At 55.7% G+C, this 20,474-nt stretch carries 16 protein-coding genes; 10 read left to right on the top strand and 6 right to left on the bottom strand.

Annotated elements, in window-relative coordinates; translation table 11 throughout:
• Positions 1-187: 187 nt before the first annotated feature.
• Positions 188-718: an inorganic diphosphatase gene (gene ppa / locus L463_RS16050; protein ID WP_006810347.1), complete on the top strand. Its 531-nt coding sequence runs from the start codon at positions 188-190 to the stop codon at positions 716-718.
• A gap of 157 nt (positions 719-875) precedes the next feature.
• Here ppa and L463_RS16055 read toward each other — a convergent pair whose 3' ends face one another.
• From L463_RS16055 to tamA, 3 genes are read right to left on the bottom strand one after another with little or no spacing between them, the layout of a single operon-like run.
• Positions 876-1,220, bottom strand: coding sequence for a gamma-glutamylcyclotransferase family protein (locus L463_RS16055; RefSeq protein WP_017383925.1), 345 nt, complete (start codon positions 1,218-1,220; stop codon positions 876-878).
• Positions 1,221-1,222: 2 nt separating this feature from the next.
• Positions 1,223-4,999 (bottom strand): autotransporter assembly complex protein TamB, encoded by a 3,777-nt coding sequence (gene tamB, locus L463_RS16060; RefSeq protein WP_032103141.1) that lies wholly within the window; start codon positions 4,997-4,999, stop codon positions 1,223-1,225.
• A complete protein-coding gene (gene tamA, locus L463_RS16065) occupies positions 4,996-6,729 on the bottom strand; it encodes an autotransporter assembly complex protein TamA (protein ID WP_017694656.1) in 1,734 nt (577 codons plus the stop codon). The genes tamB and tamA overlap by 4 nt, the downstream gene beginning before the upstream one ends.
• A gap of 224 nt (positions 6,730-6,953) precedes the next feature.
• Between tamA and msrA the strand changes: the two genes are divergently transcribed.
• On the top strand, positions 6,954-7,595 hold the full coding sequence (msrA, locus tag L463_RS16070; protein WP_006810351.1) for a peptide-methionine (S)-S-oxide reductase MsrA: 642 nt from the start codon (positions 6,954-6,956) through the stop codon (positions 7,593-7,595).
• Here the strand turns inward: msrA and L463_RS16075 are convergent, their stop codons facing one another.
• On the bottom strand, positions 7,596-8,654 hold the full coding sequence (locus L463_RS16075; protein ID WP_023302973.1) for a LacI family DNA-binding transcriptional regulator: 1,059 nt from the start codon (positions 8,652-8,654) through the stop codon (positions 7,596-7,598). It lies immediately after the preceding gene.
• A 192-nt stretch (positions 8,655-8,846) separates the two neighbouring features.
• On the opposite strand from L463_RS16075, the gene L463_RS16080 reads away from it, so the two are divergent.
• The 6 genes from L463_RS16080 to L463_RS16105 all read left to right on the top strand — a co-directional run bounded on the left by L463_RS16080 (position 8,847) and on the right by L463_RS16105 (position 16,439).
• Positions 8,847-9,998: a Gfo/Idh/MocA family protein gene (locus L463_RS16080; protein ID WP_032103140.1), complete on the top strand. Its 1,152-nt coding sequence runs from the start codon at positions 8,847-8,849 to the stop codon at positions 9,996-9,998.
• A 15-nt stretch (positions 9,999-10,013) separates the two neighbouring features.
• The gene (locus tag L463_RS16085; RefSeq protein WP_017383929.1) at positions 10,014-11,192 is read left to right on the top strand and encodes a Gfo/Idh/MocA family protein; all 1,179 of its coding nucleotides are present in this window, start codon (positions 10,014-10,016) and stop codon (positions 11,190-11,192) included.
• A gap of 2 nt (positions 11,193-11,194) precedes the next feature.
• Entirely contained in the window at positions 11,195-12,262 is a 1,068-nt protein-coding gene (locus tag L463_RS16090; protein WP_032103139.1) for a Gfo/Idh/MocA family protein, read from the top strand.
• Between the two features lie 9 nt (positions 12,263-12,271).
• Complete coding sequence (locus L463_RS16095; RefSeq protein ID WP_032103138.1) at positions 12,272-13,294, top strand: Gfo/Idh/MocA family protein; 1,023 nt, start codon at positions 12,272-12,274, stop codon at positions 13,292-13,294.
• Positions 13,295-13,363: 69 nt separating this feature from the next.
• Positions 13,364-14,908, top strand: coding sequence for an MFS transporter (locus tag L463_RS16100; protein ID WP_017383932.1), 1,545 nt, complete (start codon positions 13,364-13,366; stop codon positions 14,906-14,908).
• Positions 14,909-15,101: 193 nt separating this feature from the next.
• A complete protein-coding gene (locus L463_RS16105) occupies positions 15,102-16,439 on the top strand; it encodes a polyamine export protein PaeA (protein ID WP_006810357.1) in 1,338 nt (445 codons plus the stop codon).
• Positions 16,440-16,515: 76 nt separating this feature from the next.
• Here the strand turns inward: L463_RS16105 and L463_RS16110 are convergent, their stop codons facing one another.
• Positions 16,516-16,722 carry a DUF1107 domain-containing protein gene (locus L463_RS16110; protein WP_003856054.1) on the bottom strand — a complete coding sequence of 69 codons (207 nt, stop codon included), beginning with the start codon at positions 16,720-16,722 and terminating at the stop codon, positions 16,516-16,518.
• 324 nt (positions 16,723-17,046) lie between these two features.
• Between L463_RS16110 and L463_RS16115 the strand changes: the two genes are divergently transcribed.
• Positions 17,047-17,604, top strand: coding sequence for a YtfJ family protein (locus L463_RS16115; protein WP_017383934.1), 558 nt, complete (start codon positions 17,047-17,049; stop codon positions 17,602-17,604).
• Here L463_RS16115 and cysQ read toward each other — a convergent pair.
• Positions 17,598-18,338 (bottom strand): 3'(2'),5'-bisphosphate nucleotidase CysQ, encoded by a 741-nt coding sequence (gene cysQ, locus L463_RS16120; RefSeq protein ID WP_015572488.1) that lies wholly within the window; start codon positions 18,336-18,338, stop codon positions 17,598-17,600. The genes L463_RS16115 and cysQ overlap by 7 nt on opposite strands.
• A 190-nt stretch (positions 18,339-18,528) precedes the next feature.
• Between cysQ and L463_RS16125 the strand changes: the two genes are divergently transcribed.
• Complete coding sequence (locus L463_RS16125) at positions 18,529-20,472, top strand: bifunctional 2',3'-cyclic-nucleotide 2'-phosphodiesterase/3'-nucleotidase (RefSeq protein ID WP_032103137.1); 1,944 nt, start codon at positions 18,529-18,531, stop codon at positions 20,470-20,472.
• Positions 20,473-20,474: the final 2 nt, after the last annotated feature.

The following is a 20,474-nucleotide window of genomic DNA, read 5'->3' as shown; positions in this document are numbered from 1 at the left end:
TCACAAGTTTGTAATCGCTTTCATTTCAACATTTAAAATGCGGCTGAGTTTATGGATTATCCTGTCATGGAAACGGTCCGAAAAGTGAAGGCGCGAGGGAGAGAAGACGAAAACAGGCGGAGACTTTCAGCGCCAGTTGGCTATAATACCTGCCACTTGTTTACCATCCATTTTAAAGGACACCGACATGAGCTTACTCAACGTCCCTGCGGGTAAAGAACTGCCAGAAGACATCTACGTTGTGATCGAAATCCCGGCCAACGCAGATCCAATCAAATACGAAATCGACAAAGACACCGGTGCGCTGTTCGTTGACCGTTTCATGTCTACCGCCATGTTCTATCCGTGCAACTACGGCTACATCAACCACACTCTGTCTCTGGACGGTGACCCGGTTGACGTACTGGTCCCAACGCCATATCCATTGCAGCCAGGCTCCGTCATTCGCTGCCGTCCTGTTGGCGTGCTGAAAATGACTGACGAAGCGGGTGAAGATGCGAAACTGGTTGCCGTACCGCACACCAAGCTGAGCAAAGAGTACGATCACATTAAAGATGTGAACGACCTGCCAGAGCTGCTGAAAGCGCAGATCGCCCACTTCTTCGAGCACTACAAAGATCTCGAAAAAGGCAAATGGGTTAAAGTTGAAGGCTGGGATAACGCAGAAGCGGCGAAAGCAGAAATCATCGCCTCTTTCGAACGTGCTGCTAAGAAGTAATTCTTACTGCTGAGACTAAGCCCCGCGCGTCGGGGCTTTTTTGTGCCTGTCGCTCCAGGTAACCCGTGCGATTGGGGAGTATCGCCCGGCGGCGCTACGCTTGCACGGGCCTACGGCGCAAAACGACAACGCCACCTTACGGTGGCGTTGTCGTTTTTCAGAACTGGTCTCTGTCTAACCAGTTACCGCTTTCAATCAACGTTAACCCGTCGACCGAACGTTGGTACACGTACATCCATGCACTGCCGTAAGGCGTCTGGATCAACTGGCGAGCGTATTCACCGCCCCTGGTGCGCAAGGCATCAAGTTCGGCCAGCGTGGCATTATCAATACGATAAACCTCACCCTGTACCGTTCCGTTCCCCGGAACCGCGCCTGGATAGTGGCCCAGACTGTACAACTGGTAGTTTTCGATTGTGTAATTTCCCAGCAACTGGGCGTTGGTCATCCAGTGGCTGTTGCCTTGCCTGGTTCGTAAACTGCCGTAAACAAATATTCGCATTGCTAAAACTCAAACTGATAGAGCAGATCAAGTGCCTGGTCTACGCCGGACACTGCTTCCAGATATAGCTTAGGCATCAGGCGATAACGTAACGTGAGTGTAGCCAGTGAGTCAAAGATCCCCACGCCATATTTTACCTGTAGACCCGGCAGTACATAGCCGCTGACCACTACCTGCGAAGAGTCACCCACGCCCTGAGTGTCCAGCGCCAGATTGCTTACGCCAAACGTCTCGCCGATTTTACCCACAACCTGACCACTTTGTGCAACCCCCAGACCGACTAACATTGATGTCATTGCCGCACCATCGCCCTGTTGGCTATCCAGACCCTGGCCGCGAAGGAGGTAAGAGAGCGCTTCCTGTTGCGACATGGCCGGGTCAGAGAAGATCTCTGCCTTAGGTTCATCGGCGGAGCCCGTCACGCGCACGCCTGCAATCACATCATCTTCGGTGGCTTCCGGGTTACGGATCGCTTCGATATTGAGTACCGGCTGATCCGGTGGACCGGAGAACAGCAGCTCGCCTTTACGCACAATCAAATCCTGCCCGTAGGCATGGAAGCGCCCTTCAGGAATATTGATTTGTCCATTGAGGCCAAGTCCCTGTTGATCCTGCGCCACTTTCAGGTCACCCGTGAGTCTCGCCTTCAGCCCAAACGCGTCCAAACGCACGTTATTCCCCACGTGCACGATAAGATTACTATTGATCGGTATGCCAGCGCTCTTCTGTTCAACAGGTTTCAGATTTTCATTGAGCATAACTTCGTCACTGGAGACGCCAACCGCGCTTTCCGGCACCTCGTGAACCACGATGCGCGCCCACGGTACGTCAACACGGCCGTCCAGGGTGAAGAGACTCGGCGTTGCCTCAAAGACCACGTCTGGCGACACGTCCAGGCGCACCATCGGCGGTACCGTGATACGCACCCTGCTGCCCTTGGCCGCAATACGGGCGCGCCAGTTGTCGAGCTGGCTCCAGTCTGCGTCACCGCTCAGGTTGATTTGTCCCTGCTGCGTCAGCACTGAGCCACTGAGGGTTGAGCTTTGGCCGTTAAAGTTCATCGTCAGCTGGCTTGGCTGCATATCGAACGGCATAAAGTTACCGTCAATGTCCACGCCGTTTAACCGCATCTGGCCAAACAGCTGTGGGCTTTGCGCATCCCCCGCCAGACGCAGGTTGGCGCTGAGCATCCCCGCCGCCTTTTCTCCCCGCGAGAAGATCGGATTCACCATCGCCAGGTTGAAGTTGCGAATATTGACGTTGCCGCCGAGATTGCGCCGCCCTTGCGGATCGGTAATTTGCACCTGTCCGTCAAACTGACCGTTGTTGGTCAGGCGGATCAGCCATCCCAGTTCCGCACGATTGTTACGCAGGTCAGCGTTCACATTCAGGGTGTCGAACGCCACCGGCAGCGGCGCGTCATTGACCTCCTGCGTCACCTTCACGTTACGCCCGGAGAGGGTAACGCTGCCCTGCGGCAGTCCCTCTTTGGTGGTGTCCCACGCGACGTCCGCTTTGCCGCTGAAGACCCCGCTGGCCTGGGTGGTTTCCGGCATAAACGGTTTCAGCATCGCCAGGTCGAAACGGTTGAGGTTGATCTGCGCATGTCCTTCCGCGCCCGCATCAATGGTCTGCGGCACGCACAGCTCAGCATTCGGGTTGGTCCAGCAGTGTGGCCCAATGCTGATCTTTTGCTCCGCGTTGCGGTAATCCAGCGCGACAGACCGCGACAGCACCAGCGGGCCGACCGGCGTGCTGAAGCGGGTGTTATCCAGCACGCCTTTCCAGCGCGTCGCCTGGCGGTCAAAACTGCCCGTCAGGTGCAGCTGCCCGGAGACCGGCTCGCCCTGCACGCGTAGCTGGAGATCGTGCTGCTTTTCGTTACCTTTTGCCGCCAGCGTGACCAGACTGATGTTCACGTCCGGCTGAGAGATACGCTCCACGCGCAGATCCAGGTTTCCGCCGATCTGATCGGTGGATTTCACGTCTCCCTCGACACGCACGCGGGCAATAGAAAGTTCCTGCCAGCGCAGGTTATTGGCGGTGATGTCCGCCAGCAGCTGCGGCGCCTCCACCGTACCGCGAACCTTCACTAACCCCTTCGCCGTGCCGCCAAGACCCGGCAGGGCGTTATCGAGATTTGGCGCGTCGATGGTGGCATCCAGATTGAGGTCTTTCACGCCCAGCTCGCCTTTGATATCCGCCGTGTTGCGACCCAGCGCCACGTGCAGGCCCGGGATCACCCACTGGAGATAGCTGTTGCCCTTAAGCGAGCCCTCTACGTTGACTTTGTTCTGCTTCACGTTGCCGGTGAGCTTGAGTTCCGGCACGTCCATCTGCCAGGTGCCACCGTACAGGCTACCGCGGGTTTTGATCAGGCCATCCAGTTTTGACGGCCAGTCCGGGACCTCTTTAGCGGTGTTGATCCCGGTCAGCTTCAGCTCGCCGCGCCAGCTGATCGCCTGCTGCCAGTCGAGCAGCGCGGTCAGCTCGGTTTTTCCTTCCAGCGCCGCCACGGTCAGCTTGTCGAGGTTAACCTGCAACTCGTTACCCTTCGCATCCAGGGTGATATCGGCGGGCGGTACCCCCTGCCCCTTCACTGCCGTGCGGAACGACAGCGTGTAGTCGGTCATTTTGCCACTCAGCTTCAGCTTCAGATCGTCAGCCTGGAACTGTTTTTCGCCGGTGAACGGCCAGTAAAGCTGCTTGCTGACAACCTCAAGGTTGAGCGGTAAACCGGCCTCTGCCAGCTGGGTTTGCCCGCGCAGCACCATATCCACCGGTCCGGAGAGGTTCACGCCGAACTCCAGCTTCTCGCGCAGCGCGCCGCCGACTTTCACCTTCACCTTTTCGCCTTTCAGCGGATCGATGTTCAGGGCGCTGTTCAGCGTAATATCTACCGGCCAGTTGTCACGCAGTAGCGCATTGCCTGAGGCGTTGACCGACCCCTGGTTAGTATCAATATCCAGCGCGTCGAGCTTCATGTTGCCGTCGATACTGCTGACTTTAAGCAGCATGTTGAAGACCGTCAGATCGGTATCGCCGGTCAGACGCAACTGCTCGCCCTTAAACTCTTCGATATTGAGGTTCAGCGGCAGATGCACGTCGGTCATCTCCGGCAGAACCGGTTTCGAGAAGAGATCTTTCAGCGTTTCGCCCAGCGGTTTTTCTTCCGGCTGCGGGTTCTGGATCTTCGGCTCGACGATCTCTTCCTGCGCCACGTCGGCCACCTTCGGTAGCGCAATCAGCAGCCCTTGCAGGGAGGTTGGGGTCAGAGTGAGGTTTTTCTCCTGCCAGCGCAGACCAGAGGTGAAATCCATCACGGATACCGTCGTGTCGTCGATTTTGATATTCACGTTATCCAGTGCGACCCGGTAAAGCGCAATCGGGTACGGCGTGGAGAGGTTCAGCGGGCCGCTGTCCTCTTCTTCGACAGGCTCGGACTTCGGCATTTTTTTGGAATCTATCGCCACGTTAACGTCTTTTAGCGACAGATCGTTTACGCACAGCTGGCTGTCCCGCAGGCAGCCGAGCTTGACCGCCAGATGAAACTCGCCCGCATTCACCGCCACACCGGGCTGTTCATAACGGATATTTTTCAGGCGCAGATCGCGCCAGCCGCCCGTTACCTGGCCGATTTCCAGCCCCGGCACCCAGCGGTTCGCGGCGTTAAACAGCAAATGCAGGCCCGTGGTGGTGCCCACCAGAAACGCCACCGTACCGAGCAGTAATACGATAAAAATCAGCACCCCGAGGCTTATCTTCTTCCATAAACTCATAATTCAGGCCCCAGACCGATGTAAAACTGTAAACCGTGTTCGTCTTTGTCGCCCACCGGAACGGCGAAATCGAGCTTGATGGGCCCGACCGGTGACTGCCAGCGCACGCCTACGCCCGCGCCGGTTTTGAAATCGCTGCGGCGGATATCGTTCACCGCTTCACCGCCGTCAACGAACATCGCTCCCCACCACTTGCCGCTGACGTTGTACTGGTACTCCAGCGAGCCAGTCGCCAGTTTTGACGCCCCGGTCAACTGGCCTTTGTCGTTTTCAGGTGAGATCGATTTGTACTTATACCCGCGAATGCTGCGGTCGCCCCCGGCGAAGAAGCGCAGATCCGGCGGGACGCGTTCGAAATCACCGGTTTCGATCCAGCCGAGATTACCGCGCATCACAAAGCGGTGTTTGTCGTACAGCGTGCGGATCCAGACGTTTTGCGCCTGAAAGACGGAGAAGTCTACGTCGGAGCCCCAGGCGGTGTTGGAGTAATCGATGGAGTAGCGCTGAGAATCGCCCCAGGTCGGCATCAGGCCACCGCGCGAGCGGGTACGGCTGATCATTACGCCCGGATAAAGCAGCATGGTGGTGTTGGTGACGTTTGCCTGGGTAAAGTGGTCGAGGCTCCAGCGCAGGTTAATGGCGCGCTGCCAGCCGCTGGAGAGATCCCAGAAGCGTGATACCGCAAGCGTCGTCGAGTCCTGCTCGGTATCGTTCAAATCGGTACGCTTAAAGCCGCCCTGCACGAGGTAGTATTGCTCAAGCGGATTTTTCAGCAGCGGCATTTTATAGCTGAAGTCCAGCTGCTGTTCAGGCGCAGACAGGCTGACGCTGGTGGTCAGGCTGTGGCCGTAGGAGTTCATCCACGGTTTTTTCCATGAGGCTTTCACGCGCGGGCCGACGTCCGTGGAGTAGCCGACACCGGTCTCAATGGTGTTCTCGGTGCGCGGAGAGACCACGCCATGCAGCGGTAACACTTTCGTTTTACGGGATTTATCAAATTCCGGCGCTACCACCACGGAGTTAAACCAGCCCGTCGCGGACAAACGACGGTTCAGCTCGCCCAGGTCGCTGGACTGGTAGTAGTCGCCCTTTTTAAACGGCACCAGATTTTGCAGATACTCGTCACGGATTTGCGATCCTTCGAAGGTCACATCGCCAAACCGGTAGCGCTCGCCGCTGTCGTAATCGATATCCCAGAATGCCTGACGTCGCTCAAGCGCAACGCCCAGCTGGCTTTTGTTGAACCGGCTGTCGAAGTAGCCTTTGCGCAGCGAAACGCTGGTTAAGGATTTTTTAAAACGATCGTAATCCCCGTGATTGAGCACGGTGCCCACTTTCGGACGGGTGCTGAGCAGATCCAGGTAGTCCCGATCGGTGCGCGCACCGCCGCGCAGCACCACGTTCGTGCCGCCAATCAGGACGGGTTCGCCCGGCGAGACGCGGGCAATCAACACCTGGCGTCCTTTCGCCGGCGGCGGGCGTAAATCGAAATCGATGGTGGGTTCGTAGTACCCCAACGCCTTTAAGCCTTCGCGGATGGCGTCATCCACGCGCGCGCGAAAACGCCGATCCGGCGTGACCTCATCGCTCTGGATGGTAGAAAGCTGCGCACGCACGTTTTTTTCCAGCGCCCCGGATAACCCCTCAACCTGCAAACGGACATTCGCCGCGCTGGCAATCCCGCTGGTCAGCATTAAACTGACTAAACATAACTGGCGGATCTTTGTCACGTTTTCTCCTGAATATCCCTGTTTCCACCCTGGAAGCAAATGCAGTGCCGCTCCGCGGCAAAATACGGCCTGAAAGCCAAAAACCCAAATTACGGGTTGAAAAAGGGTGTAACACCCAAATATTTCTTATGATTAAATCTAGACTCATTCATCGCATTTATTGTGTTCAATTAAACGCTTCGTGACAACCTTAACCGAAACAACGCTACCCGGGAGGCCCCACCGTGAGTTTATTCGATAAAAAGCATCTGGTATCACAAGCCGATGCGTTACCGGGACGCAACACCCCTATGCCAGTGGCAACATTACACGCCGTAAACAACCATTCAATGACAAACGTTCCTGATGGAATGGAGATCGCCCTGTTTGCCATGGGCTGCTTCTGGGGCGTAGAACGCCTGTTCTGGCAACTGCCGGGCGTGTACAGCACCGCTGCGGGCTACACCGGAGGATATACGCCTAACCCAACCTACCGCGAAGTCTGTTCCGGTGAAACCGGTCATGCTGAAGCGGTGCGTGTGGTGTATGACCCGAGCGTCATTAGCTATGAACAGCTGCTCCAGGTGTTCTGGGAAAACCATGACCCGGCGCAGGGCATGCGTCAGGGTAACGATCACGGCACCCAATACCGTTCGGCCATCTACCCGCTCACCCCAGAGCAGGAGGCCGCCGCCCACGCCAGCCTGACGCGTTTCCAGGAAGCGATGCAGGCGGCCGGTGATAAACGTCAGGTCACGACGGAAATCGCTACCGCGAAACCGTTCTACTATGCCGAAGACGACCACCAGCAGTACCTGCATAAAAATCCGTATGGCTACTGCGGCATTGGCGGCATCGGCGTTTGCCTGCCTCCACAGCAGGCCTGATTACTGCATCAGCGCCACGCGAGCCGCGTGGCGCGTGGCATTACTCACCGAGCCGTAATCAATGACTTTCCCCTGCAACAGCAGGTTAAACACTGGCGCCTGTGGTCGGTTGAGCCGCGTTTGCAGCAAATGCACCGCTTCTATGCCCAAATCCCGACAGGGCACCGTGATCCCCGTAATGGGCTTTTCAAGCCGGTTTGCTAAATTCCACGCAAAATCGGTGGTGATGATGGAGATGTCTTCCGGCACGCGCAGCCCATGCCGCTGTAACGCCTTCAGCACACCCTCGGTCATGCTGGTGCTGTTGGGAAAAATGACCTCAGGCCACTGCGCTCTGTCGTGACGTAACAGCCACGCATCCAGCTCGCGCTCAGCCTCTTCAGCGGTAAACCACTCCGTGACCAGTAAATCCCGCTGCGGCTCAAACGCCACATGAAAATGCCGGTACGCTTCTTTAATTCCATCCAGCCGGGCATAGAGCGTGTCCCGGCGTAAACAGGTGATGGTCAGCACCCGGCGATGCCCCTGCTCGAAAAGATATTGCATCGTGGTAAAGCCGATTGCGCGATGATCGGGCGAAACCGAATCCAGCACCCGGTCCCGGTCGACGGAATTAATTAATACACAGGGTTTATTCAGCGTGCTGGCCAGCTTAAATATGGTGGAATCATCCGTACCAATGATAATTATTGCGTTAATATTTTTATGGCTTGCCTTTTCCATAAATAATTTCACGTCCGCATTTTGTTCCTCTAATCCGCAATAACTGATCCAGACATTATGTGGCGCGCTGGCTTCCGCAATGCCTTTGGTCACTTCCAGATAAAAAATATCCCCACGCCCCTGAAACGTTCTTTCAGGCGCAAATACAGCGATTCCGTTAATTAAAAGCCGTCCGCTCGCCATCGACTCCAGCACGCCAAGCTCCCGTGCGATGCGGACAATGGCTTCCCGGGCCTTATCGCTGGTATAAGACTTGCCGCTCAACACCCTGGAAACCGTGCTCACGGAATATCCCGTCAGGGATGCGATCTCCTCCATTTTTAACTTGCCCGGCATAGTGTGACCTCGCTCTCAATCAGTTTTTGCAAATATTTGCAGAAACAGCGCTTTGATTTTAAAACCAAATTTCAAAATGGTTGGAGTTTACTTATTCACCTTGCGAGTATTCTCACAAAAACACATTGTCGCTACGTCTCGCCTTTCCTATTTTTCGGTCATCACGCTTTTTGGCTGAAATTAAGGTGAGACATGGAGAAGGTACGTTTTGGCATTATTGGTATAGGTAATATCGGTACGGCCCACGCACGCTATTTACTGGCCGGAACCGTCAGCGACGCCTGCCTTACGGCGGTGTGCGATAACGCGCCGGAAAAGCATCCGGCCATTCGGCAGCTGGTTGGCGGCATTCCGCTGTTCAGTGATGCGCAGGAAATGCTCCAGAGCGGGCTTATCGATGCGGTCATTGTCGCCACGCCGCATTACGATCACCCGCACCTGTCGATGCTGGCGATGCGCCACGGCATTCATACCCTGTGTGAGAAGCCAGCAGGCGTCTACACCGCGCAGGTCCAGGAGATGAACGCCTGCGCCCGGGAGTGCGACGTGGTGTTCGGCATCATGTATAACCAGCGGCCCAACCCGCTGTATCAGAAAGTGAAAGATCTGATCGACAGCGGCGAGCTGGGCGAGATCCGCCGCTCCAACTGGATCATCACCAACTGGTATCGCTCGCAGAGTTACTACAACTCCGGCGGCTGGCGCGCCACCAGGAAAGGGGAAGGCGGCGGCGTGCTGCTCAACCAGGACCCGCACCAGCTCGATCTCTGGCAGTGGCTGGTGGGCATGCCGGTTCGTCTGCGCGCGTTTTGCCAGTTCGGTAAGCATCGCGATATCGAAGTGGAAGACGAGGTGACAGCCTACGCCGAATATGCCAGTGGCGCGACCGGCGTGTTCATCACCACCGTCGCGGAAACACCAGGTACCAACCGCCTGGAGATTGTCGGCGATCGCGGCAAAGTGGTCGTCGACGAGGGCAAACTGCGCTACTGGCGGCTGCGCGAATCGGAAACCGAGTTTAACGCTCGCTGGCAGAATGGCTTCGGTGAGCCGGAATGCTGGGAGGTTTCTGTCCCTGTTGCCCCGGAATACAGCGAGCACCACGTCATCACCGCCAACTTCTGCGCCGCCGTGCTGCGCGGCGAGCCGTTGATTGCACCGGGTCTGGACGGCATTCGCGGTTTAACCCTCTCTAACGCCATGCACCTCTCCACCTGGACGGACGACTGGGTTGAGCTACCGCTAAACGAAAAGCAATACCTGCGCCTGCTTCAGCAGCGCATCAGCACCTCTGTAGATAAAGAGGCCACCAGCATCACGCTGGATGCCGCGGGTACCTGGTAACACCGGAGAAAATCGATGTTAAATGTCGCCATTGTGGGAACAGGAAATATCTCCCATAACCATATTCAGGGTTATTTGCAGTTTGGACAGCGCTGCCGGATCGTTGCGCTGGTTGATATCTATCCGGAGAAAGCGGAAGAGAAAAAAGCGCGTTACGGCCTGACGGACGCCCGCGTGTACGCCAGCCACCGGCAGTTGCTGGAGGATGCGCTTCCCATCGATATCGTTGACGTCTGCACCCCTCCCTATGTCCATGCGGAGATCAGCATTGATGCGCTTCATGCCGGCTGCCATGTGCTGTGTGAAAAACCGATGGCCGCCTCGCTGGAGGAGTGTGATGCGATGATCGCCGCCCAGCAGGCCAGCGGAAAAACGCTCTCCATTATTGCCCAGAATCGCTTTACCGATGCCTTCTGGCGCTTAAAAGCGGCGCTGGATTCCGGCCTCGCCGGAAAAATATGCCATGCGCAGGTGGATTCCTTCTGGTGGCGCGGACATTGCTACTACGACCTGTGGTGGCGCGGCACGTGGGAAAAGGAAGGGGGCGGCTGCACGCTGAACCACGCGGTGCACCATATTGACGCCATTCAGTGGATGCTCGGCTTCCCGTCTGAGGTGGTGGCGATGATGACTAACGTGGCCCATGACAACGCCGAAGTGGAAGACCTTAGCGCCGCGATATTCAAATACCCCAGCGGCGCACTCACCCAGCTTACCGCCTCGGTAGTACACCACGGGGAAGATCAGAAGATCATTATCCAGGGTGATAAAGCGCGCATCTCCGCCCCATGGCAGGCTTATGCCAGCGTGAGTGCTGACAACGGCTTCCCGCAGGAGACCAACGATATTGAGCGAGAAGCCCTGCTTGATGCCGTTTTCCAGGCGACGCCCAGGCTCGAATGGACTCTGCACACCGGGCAGATTAACGACCTGCTTCAGAGCATTGAGCGCGGTACGGCCCCGCTGGTGGACGGCGTGCAGGGTAAGCGCTCGCTGGAGCTGATTACTGCGATGTATAAATCAGCCATTACCCGCAGTGTCGTTTCCCTGCCTGTTGGCCGCGATGATCCGTTTTACCGTACCGGCGGGACGAACGCCCTCGCCCCCCGTTTTTATGAAAAATCCGCAAGCGTCGCCAACTTCAGCGAAGTGGGCGCTATCCCTCTGGGTAAAGATCTGGATCGAGGACTGTAACCATGAACAAGAATGACGGAATGAACTACGCGCCGGTGGGCAAACCGCAGCCGGTGGTGCAGGCGGGTGAATTTGTATTTGCCGCCGCCGCGCTCGACCACGGCCATATCTACGGAATGTGTAATGGCCTGATTGAAGCAGGTGCCACGCTGAAGTGGGTTTACGATCCCGATCCGGCGAAAGTGGACACGTTTGTTCAGCAGTACCCGCAGGTGAAGGTGGCTGATTCCCTGGACGTTATTCTCGCCGATGACGACGTGCGCCTGGTGGCCGGGGCGGCCATCCCCTCCGAACGCTGTGCGCTGGGGCTGAAGGCGATGACGGCTGGCAAAGACTACTTCACGGACAAAGCGCCGCTCACCACCCTTGAACAGCTGGCAGACGCCAAAGCGATGGTGGAGAAAACCGGGAAAAAATACGCGGTCTACTACAGCGAGCGTCTGCACGTGGAAAGCGCGGTCTTTGCCGGGCAGCTGGTACAGCAAGGCGCCATTGGTCGCGTGGTGCAAACCCTGGGCATGGGGCCGCACCGGGAAGGGACTGGCCGCCCGGACTGGTTCTACGATCGTCGCTATTTCGGCGGCATCCTTTGCGACATCGGCAGCCACCAGATCGAGCAGTTCCTGTTTTATACCGGCAACCGCGACGCCACCGTGGTCGCCAGCCAGGTGCGCAACGTTAACCACCCGCAGTATCCCGCATTCGAAGATTTTGGCGACGCCATGCTCAAAGGAGAAAACGGCGCCAGCGGCTATTTCCGTTGTGACTGGTTCACTCCTGACGGGCTCTCCACCTGGGGCGATGGTCGCCTGACGCTGCTCGGTACCGACGGGTATATCGAGATCCGTAAATATGTCGATCTCACCCGGGGTGAGCAGGATGTCGTCTACCTCGTCAATAACGAGGGCGAGTTCCGCTATCCTGTGGCCGGGCAGGTTGGGTTCCCGTACTTTGGCGAACTGATCCTCGACTGCCTGCACCGCACCGAAAATGCCATGACTCAGGCGCATGCTTTCAAAGCTGCCGAACTGTGCGTGAAAGCACAAATGCTCGCAAACGCAGCTGACTAAGGGGACGACATGAACATCCTGAACACGGCGATTATCGGTGCCGGGGCTATTCACAGTTGCCATGTGAATGCCCTGAGGCAAATCCCCAATGTCGCGCTGCGCGCGCTGGTCGATATCGACAGCGTCAAAGGACTGAAGCTGGCGATGAACTATCAGTGCCGCTTTTATCAGGATTACCGGGAAATGCTGCTGGATGACAGCATCGACGTGGTGCATATCTGCACGCCCCACTTCGAGCACAAAAACATGATTCTGGCGGCGCTGGCCGCCGGGAAACATGTCTTTTGCGAAAAACCGGTGGGCATGAACAGCAGCGAGCTTGCCGACATTGCCTCTGCCGCCGCTCAGGCACCCGGCAGGCTCGGCGTCTGCTACCAGAACCGGCTCAATCCGACCAGCCTGCGCATTCGCAAGGAGCTGGCGGAAGGCGTACTGGGAAAGATGTTAAGTATCAAAGCTGTGCTGACCTGGTCCCGCTCGGGGGCGTATTACACGGAAAGCCCGTGGCGCGGGCAGCTGGCAACGGAAGGTGGAAGCCTGCTAATCAACCAGGCGATCCATACCCTCGATCTGATGCAGTGGTTTGCGGGTGGCGTCACGCGGCTGAAGGGGGTAGTCGACAGCGGGGAACTGGCTGACGTCACGCAAGGGGAAGACAGCGCGATGGCCACGCTTCACTTTACCAACGGTGCGCGCGGTCTGTTTTATGCCAGCAACTGCCACACCACGGATTCCCCCCTCTGTCTGGAGATCCACTGTGAGCGCGGCTCACTGCTGCTCAACGACAACACGCTCTGGCGCATAACGCCCGGCGAACGATTTCGCCTGGAAAGCGATGCCTCTCCCGATGGCACCGCAAAAAGTTACTGGGGATTAGGACACCAGCAGGCGATCCGCCGTTTTTATCACGCTATTCATCACCCGGAGAGTACGGATTTTACCGATATTTGTACCGCCGGAAAATCACTCAAGATTGTGGAGGCTTTTTATCGGTCATCTCAGTTAAGACAATGGATAGATATTAATAATTAGAACGTCACGTGTAGTCCAGCAGTGCAATAAAAATACAACCTCTACATCTACCCTACACTGGATATTATTATGGTTAAACCAACTGAACGCAGAGTGGGTTATGGCGTGGCGCTTGGCTACGGCATAACCGACCTCTTTGGCGGAGGCGCTTTCGCCATTATCGGCACCTGGCTGTTATTTTTTTACACCACCTATTGCGGATTATCCGTCGTGGAAGCCGGCTCTATATTTGCTATTGCCCGCGTCATTGACGCGGTATTAAGCCCGATAATGGGTTACATCACCGACAATTTCGGCGACACCTGGCTTGGGCGTAAATTTGGCCGTCGCCGTTTCTTCTTATTACTCAGCTCTCCCTTAATGTTCCTCTATGCTCTGCTGTGGCTGACGGACATGGGTTACTGGTATTACCTGGGCACCTATCTTTCCATCGAACTGCTTTCAGCGATGGTGCTGGTGCCGTGGGAAACCCTCGCCGCGGAGATGACCAACCGCTATGAAGAGCGCAGCCGCCTGTCGGGCGTACGGATGATCTGCTCGCAATTGGGCGGTTTTCTTGCGGTGTCGGTTCCGGGCGTGATTATGCAATTTACCGGCAAAGATAATTCCTTTACCTACACGCTAACCGGACTGATATTTTCCTGCGTCTTTTGCATCGCGGTATTTATTACCTGGTACAGCACCTGGGAAGCAAAAGATGTGCATCAGGAGTATGACTTCAAAGTTGATACCCAGCGCAGCAGCGGAGTAATTAATCACCTCAAATATCTGGTGCTGGATCTCTTCTCTTCTTTTCGTATTCGCGCTTTCCGCCTGCATATTCTTATTTATATTTTCTCCTTCACCGCGATGGACGTATTTGGTTCAGTCTTTACCTATTACGTGGTGTATTGCCTGAGTCAGGATGCGGCAGCAGTGTCCGGCTGGCTAAGTATTGCGGCGTTTGCCTCCGTGCCGGGCACGTACGGATTTATGCTGTTACTCAACAGGCTGAACATGACCCCTTCCGCCGCACTGCGCCTTTCGTATAGCTGCATTTTCCTAGTGCTGGCATTCCTGTTTACGGTTTATCTCACCAAAACAGAGGTGCCAACGCTGCTGTTCTCCGCCGTCTTCATCCTGCTGGGTGCAGCCCGTTCCGGCCTCTATTACATTCCGTGGAATATTTATAGCTTTATTCCGGATATCGACGAGATCGTCACGCAGCAACGCCGGGAAGGCATTTTCGCTGGCGTAATGGTGTTGACCCGCAAAAGCACCGTCGCCATTGCGATTATGATTATCGGCCTGGTGTTGCAGGAGTCCGGTTTTGTGAAAGGCAGTGGCGCACAGCCTGAAAGCGCGCTGGGAGCAATAATTGGCCTGATGATTTTTGCCACCGCCGCGCTGCTGGCAGTGAGCTTCTTCGCGACCTACAAATTTAAGCTGACCCGCGAGACGCATAAGGTGCTGCTCAAGGAGATCGCGCGTCGGAAGCTCGGTGGCGACTATCGCGACTGCGACGCCAGCACCCGCGTGGTCATCAAACAGCTGACAGGCTATGAGTACGATCAGGTCTGGGGCGGCGATGCCACACGCCTGGCTGTGGGCGAAAACTTATCCACCGTGAAATAGCCCTTCTCGCCGGATCGGCCCCATGCCGGTCCGGCTTTTTTTGCCGAAAACGTGACCTCTGGCAGGTTTACACGTCTTTACGCTATACTACCGCTGAAATAATCGGCTCAACGCTACGAGCTGAGTTCAATGTGTCTTCACACGAATGGTATCAACTCCCCTTCTGAGGATCTGGCGAGAAGCCGGATAAACTATGTTAAACAGTATTTTAGTAATACTTTGTCTTATTGCCGTCAGTGCATTTTTCTCGATATCGGAGATCTCGCTGGCTGCCTCCCGTAAAATCAAACTGAAGCTGCTTGCCGACGAGGGCAACATCAACGCATCACGCATTCTGAAAATGCAGGAAAACCCCGGCATGTTCTTTACCGTGGTGCAGATTGGCCTGAACGCGGTCGCCATCCTTGGCGGTATCGTGGGCGATGCAGCGTTTTCTCCGGCGTTTTATAGCCTCTTTGTTAAGTACATGTCCGTAGAGCTGGCCGAGCAGTTGAGCTTCATCCTCTCCTTCTCCCTGGTCACCGGCTTGTTCATTTTATTCGCGGACCTGACCCCGAAACGCATCGGTATGATTGCGCCAGAAGCTGTGGCTTTGCGTATCATCAACCCGATGCGCTTCTGCCTGTATGTCTTCCGTCCGCTGGTGTGGTTCTTTAACGGCCTGGCGAACGTCATTTTCCGCATCTTCAAGCTGCCGATGGTGCGTAAAGACGACATCACCTCCGACGATATTTATGCGGTGGTGGAAGCCGGGGCGCTGGCAGGCGTGCTGCGTAAGCAGGAGCACGAGCTGATTGAGAACGTTTTCGAACTGGAATCCCGTACCGTGCCGTCCTCCATGACCGGCCGTGAAAACATCATCTGGTTCGATCTGCATGAAGACGAGCAGAGCCTGAAGACCAAAGTGGCGCAGCACCCGCACTCCAAGTTCCTGGTCTGTAACGAAGATATCGACCATATCATCGGCTATGTGGACTCCAAAGACCTGCTGAACCGCGTGCTGGCAAACCAGAGCCTGGCGCTGAACAGCGGCGTGCAGATCCGCAACACCCTGATAGTGCCGGACACCCTGACGCTCTCCGAAGCGCTGGAAAGTTTCAAAACCGCCGGGGAAGACTTCGCGGTGATCATGAACGAATACGCGCTGGTGGTGGGCATTATCACCCTCAACGACGTTATGACGACCCTGATGGGCGACCTGGTCGGCCAGGGGCTGGAAGAGCAGATTGTTCAGCGTGACGAAAATTCATGGCTCATCGATGGCGGTACGCCGATTGAAGACGTCATGCGCGTACTCGACATTGACGAGTTCCCGCAGTCCGGCAACTACGAGACCATCGGCGGCTTTATGATGTTTATGCTGCGTAAAATCCCGAAACGTACCGACTCGGTGAAGTTCTCCGGCTTCAAGTTTGAAGTGGTGGATATTGATAACTACCGCATCGACCAGCTGCTGGTAACGCGTATTGATAGCAAACCGACCGTGCTGGTGCCGAAACTGCCGGATGCGGAAGAGAAGGTGTCGGCGTAATCCTTTGTGTGCCCCACAAACATCAACGGCTCCCATCGGGAGCCGTCTTTTTAACTACTACTGCATAGCACGTTGGTTAAGCCATCTCAGTTTGCAGACGCATAACCTGACGGTTGACTTCGGACATCACAGACAAGTGCTGTTTGTCCTTCACTTTTGGGATAAGGATTTTGCCCTTATCGAACTCAAAAGCGCCAACATCCTTGATGTACAACCGTCCACGGAACAGGATCTTCACGTACTTCGCCACCTGAAGCGGGTTGTAGCGTTGGAAAATTTTCATTCTTGTATCTCCTGCGAATCATACGCTCTTGCGGTGCCACAATCGGCCCGACTGTCCTGAGCGCAAATTTTGATGCCCAATGACTATAGACCAGAACCTCGTACTTACCCAGTGTGCATAAGTTTATTTACCGTTTGATTACAATTATTCAGAATAATCTTTGCAAAGCGTGATACAGCGCAGTATATGCCGTCGTTTTTGCATGGATATGTGCGTTCGCCCGCAAACTGGCATCGGGATTGCGGGAAAAGCCTATTGATCGCACTTATGATTAAAAGCGCATGACCAAGTGGTCGGATCACCTGCTAACAATAAGGAAACACCATGACCCTACGTAACCTCCTGGCAGCAGCTTGCCTGTTGCTGCCGCTGATGGCTTCCGCACACAACATTGAAAAAGGACAACGTGTCCCGCCGGTCGGGATTGCTGACCGGGGAGAATTGATTCTCGACAATGATAAGTTTAGCTATAAAGCCTGGAATAGCGCGCAGCTTGCGGGCAAAGTGAGAGTTGTACAACATATTGCCGGACGTACATCCGCTAAAGAGAAAAATGCCACCCTCGTGGAAGCGATCAAAGCCGCAAAACTCCCGCACGATCGCTACCAGACCACCACCATCGTGAACACCGACGACGCGATTCCCGGCTCCGGGATGTTTGTGCGCTCAAGCCTCGAGAGCAATAAGAAGCTCTATCCCTGGTCGCAGTTTATTGTCGACAGCAACGGCGTGACGCGTAAGGCGTGGCAGCTGGAAGAAGAGAGTTCAGCGATTGTCGTGCTGGACAAAAACGGTCGCGTACAGTGGGTTAAAGACGGCGCGCTGACGCAGGATGAGGTGCAGCAGGTGGTTGCCCTGCTGCATAAGCTACTGACTCAGTAAAGTGATACCCGGAAGCCCGGATTCAGGAATGACTCGCGCGGGGTGTAGTCCAGTGGCTTACCCTGCCAGTCATGCACATGCGCGCCAGCGGCCGCCGCCACCGCATGCCCTGCCGCCGTATCCCAGACGTTCGTCGGCCCGAAACGGGGGTACAGCTGCGCCTGCCCTTCCGCCACCAGACAGAACTTCAGCGACGAGCCAATCGACGTCGTCTGGTGTTCACCCAGCTGTTGCAGATACTCCTCCAGCTCGCTGTCACTGTGCGAGCGGCTGATCACCACCAGCGGAGGACGGGCATCACGCACCTGGATCTGCTTACGCACGCCGCACTCTTCCTTCCAGGCTTTACCTTCCGCCGCGCTGTACATTACTTTCATCACCGGGGCGTAAACCACGCCAAGCACCGCTTTTCCTTTTTCAATCAGGGCGATGTTGACGGTGAATTCACCGTTACGCTTGATAAACTCTTTCGTGCCATCCAGCGGGTCGACAAGCCAGTAACGCTGCCAGTGCTGACGTTCATCCCAGCTCTGGGGCGCTTCTTCAGAAAGGACCGGAATATCCGGCGTCAGGGCCTGCAAACCTTTCAGGATCACCGCATGCGCCGCGATATCCGCCGCCGTCACCGGGGAGTCATCCGCTTTGCTGACAACATCCATCGGTTTCGCACCGTCGTACACCTGCATAATGGCATCACCCGCATCCCGTGCGAGCTGACAAATTTTATCTAACATTCTCCACCTCTTCGTTAACGCAGTGGGCATAACTTATTGTTTTAGTTATATCGTAATGTGAACAATTCCGCTATCTGTGAAGCAATTCTGGTTTCAGCGCCCTTTTTTCTGGCAGCATTCACACTTCTGTAAGCAACAAATACTACATACATATTCTTTTGTGGCTTGGATCGAAAAAAGGACTCCTCAGATGATTAAGTTTAGCGCAACGCTCCTGGCAACGCTGATTGCGGCAAGCGTTCAGGCAGCGACGGTGGATCTCCGTATTCTGGAAACCACCGATCTGCACAGCAATATGATGGACTTCGATTACTACAAAGATACCCCTACGGAAAAATTCGGACTGGTACGCACGGCAAGTTTGATCAACGCCGCCCGCGGTGAAGTGAAAAACAGCGTGCTGGTCGATAACGGGGACTTAATTCAGGGCAGCCCGCTCGGAGACTACATGGCGGCGAAGGGGCTGAAAAAAGGCGAGATCCATCCTGTTTATAAGGCAATGAATACGCTGGACTATACCGTCGGCAACCTGGGCAACCACGAATTTAACTACGGCCTGAAATACCTGCACGACGCGCTGGCAGGTGCAAAATTCCCGTACGTTAACGCCAATATCATCGACGTTAAGACGAAGAAGCCGCTCTTCACCCCTTATCTGATTAAAGAGACCGAGGTTGTCGACCAGGACGGTAAAAAACAGACGCTGAAAATCGGCTATATCGGTTTTGTGCCGCCGCAGATCATGACGTGGGATAAAGCCAACCTCGACGGGAAAGTGACCGTCAACGACATTACCGAAACCGCGCGCAAATACGTGCCGGAGATGCGTGCGAAAGGGGCGGATGTGGTCGTCGTCGTGGCGCACTCTGGCCTCTCGGCCGACCCGTATCAGGTGATGGCTGAGAACTCCGTGTACTATCTCAGCCAGGTGCCGGGCGTGGATGCGATCCTGTTCGGTCACGCCCACGCCGTCTTCCCGGGTAAAGATTTCGCTGATATCAAAGGCGCGGACATCGAAAAAGGGACGCTCAACGGTGTGCCATCGGTAATGCCGGGCATGTGGGGCGACCACCTTGGCGTGGTGGATCTGGTGCTGAATAACGACAGCGGAAGCTGGAAAGTCACGCAGTCGAAAGCGGAAGCGCGTCCGATCTACGACGCAGCGGCCAAAAAATCTCTGGCAGGGGAAGATAAAAAGCTGGTCGACATCCTGAAGCATGACCACGACGCGACGCGTGAATTTGTCAGCAAGCCGATCGGTAAATCGGCTGATAACATGTACAGCTTCCTCGCGCTGGTACAGGATGACCCGACCGTGCAGGTCGTCAACATGGCGCAGAAAGCCTATGCGGAGCACTATATTCAGGGCGATCCGGATCTGGCAAATCTGCCGGTACTGTCTGCCGCGGCGCCATTCAAAGTGGGCGGGCGGAAGAACGATCCGGCCAGCTACGTTGAGGTGGAAAAAGGCCAGCTGACCTTCCGTAATGCCGCCGATCTCTACCTCTATCCCAACACCCTCGTGGTGGTGAAAGCCACCGGGAAAGAGGTGAAGGAGTGGCTGGAGTGCTCTGCCGGGCAGTTCAACCAGATCGTTCCGCACAGCAGCAAACCGCAGTCGCTGATTAACTGGGACGGTTTCCGCACCTACAACTTCGACGTGATCGACGGCGTGGAATATCAGATTGACGTTACCCAGCCCGCGAAATATGACGGCGAATGTCAGGCCATTAATCCGCAGGCAGAACGCATCAAAAACCTGACCTTCAACGGCAAAGCGATTGATCCGAATGCCACTTTCCTGGTGGTGACCAACAACTACCGCGCCTATGGCGGTAAGTTTGCCGGTACGGGTGACAGCCACATCGCCTTTGCCTCGCCGGATGAGAACCGTTCGGTGCTGGCGGCGTGGATCAGCGCGGAGTCGAAAAAGACGGGTGAAATTCATCCGGCGGTGGATAACAACTGGCGACTTGCGCCGATCCACAGCGACACTAAGCTGGATATTCGCTTTGAGACATCTCCGTCCGATAAAGCAGCCGCGTTTATCAAGGATAAGGCGCAGTATCCGATGCAAAAGGTCGCGACGGATGATATTGGGTTCGCGATTTATCAGGTGGATTTGAGCAGGTAGCG

Source organism: Enterobacter sp. BIDMC 27 (genome assembly GCF_000534415.1).
GTDB lineage: Bacteria > Pseudomonadota > Gammaproteobacteria > Enterobacterales > Enterobacteriaceae > Enterobacter > Enterobacter hormaechei_C.
The sequence above is the reverse complement of the archived record's forward strand: the minus strand, read 5'-3'. Positions and strand labels throughout refer to the sequence as shown.

Bases quoted from the DNA above. Each gene is read 5' to 3' on its own strand.
- L463_RS16095 (WP_032103138.1), top strand. From the start codon at position 12,272: ATGAACATCCTGAACACGGCGATTATCGGTGCCGGGGCTATTCACAGT.
- L463_RS16125 (WP_032103137.1), top strand. From the start codon at position 18,529: ATGATTAAGTTTAGCGCAACGCTCCTGGCAACGCTGATTGCGGCAAGC.
- L463_RS16090 (WP_032103139.1), top strand. From the start codon at position 11,195: ATGAACAAGAATGACGGAATGAACTACGCGCCGGTGGGCAAACCGCAG.
- L463_RS16055 (WP_017383925.1), bottom strand. From the start codon at position 1,220: ATGCGAATATTTGTTTACGGCAGTTTACGAACCAGGCAAGGCAACAGC.
- L463_RS16115 (WP_017383934.1), top strand. From the start codon at position 17,047: ATGACCCTACGTAACCTCCTGGCAGCAGCTTGCCTGTTGCTGCCGCTG.
- ppa (WP_006810347.1), top strand. From the start codon at position 188: ATGAGCTTACTCAACGTCCCTGCGGGTAAAGAACTGCCAGAAGACATC.
- L463_RS16105 (WP_006810357.1), top strand. From the start codon at position 15,102: ATGTTAAACAGTATTTTAGTAATACTTTGTCTTATTGCCGTCAGTGCA.
- cysQ (WP_015572488.1), bottom strand. From the start codon at position 18,338: ATGTTAGATAAAATTTGTCAGCTCGCACGGGATGCGGGTGATGCCATT.
- tamB (WP_032103141.1), bottom strand. From the start codon at position 4,999: ATGAGTTTATGGAAGAAGATAAGCCTCGGGGTGCTGATTTTTATCGTA.
- L463_RS16075 (WP_023302973.1), bottom strand. From the start codon at position 8,654: ATGCCGGGCAAGTTAAAAATGGAGGAGATCGCATCCCTGACGGGATAT.
- L463_RS16100 (WP_017383932.1), top strand. From the start codon at position 13,364: ATGGTTAAACCAACTGAACGCAGAGTGGGTTATGGCGTGGCGCTTGGC.
- L463_RS16085 (WP_017383929.1), top strand. From the start codon at position 10,014: ATGTTAAATGTCGCCATTGTGGGAACAGGAAATATCTCCCATAACCAT.
- L463_RS16110 (WP_003856054.1), bottom strand. From the start codon at position 16,722: ATGAAAATTTTCCAACGCTACAACCCGCTTCAGGTGGCGAAGTACGTG.
- L463_RS16080 (WP_032103140.1), top strand. From the start codon at position 8,847: ATGGAGAAGGTACGTTTTGGCATTATTGGTATAGGTAATATCGGTACG.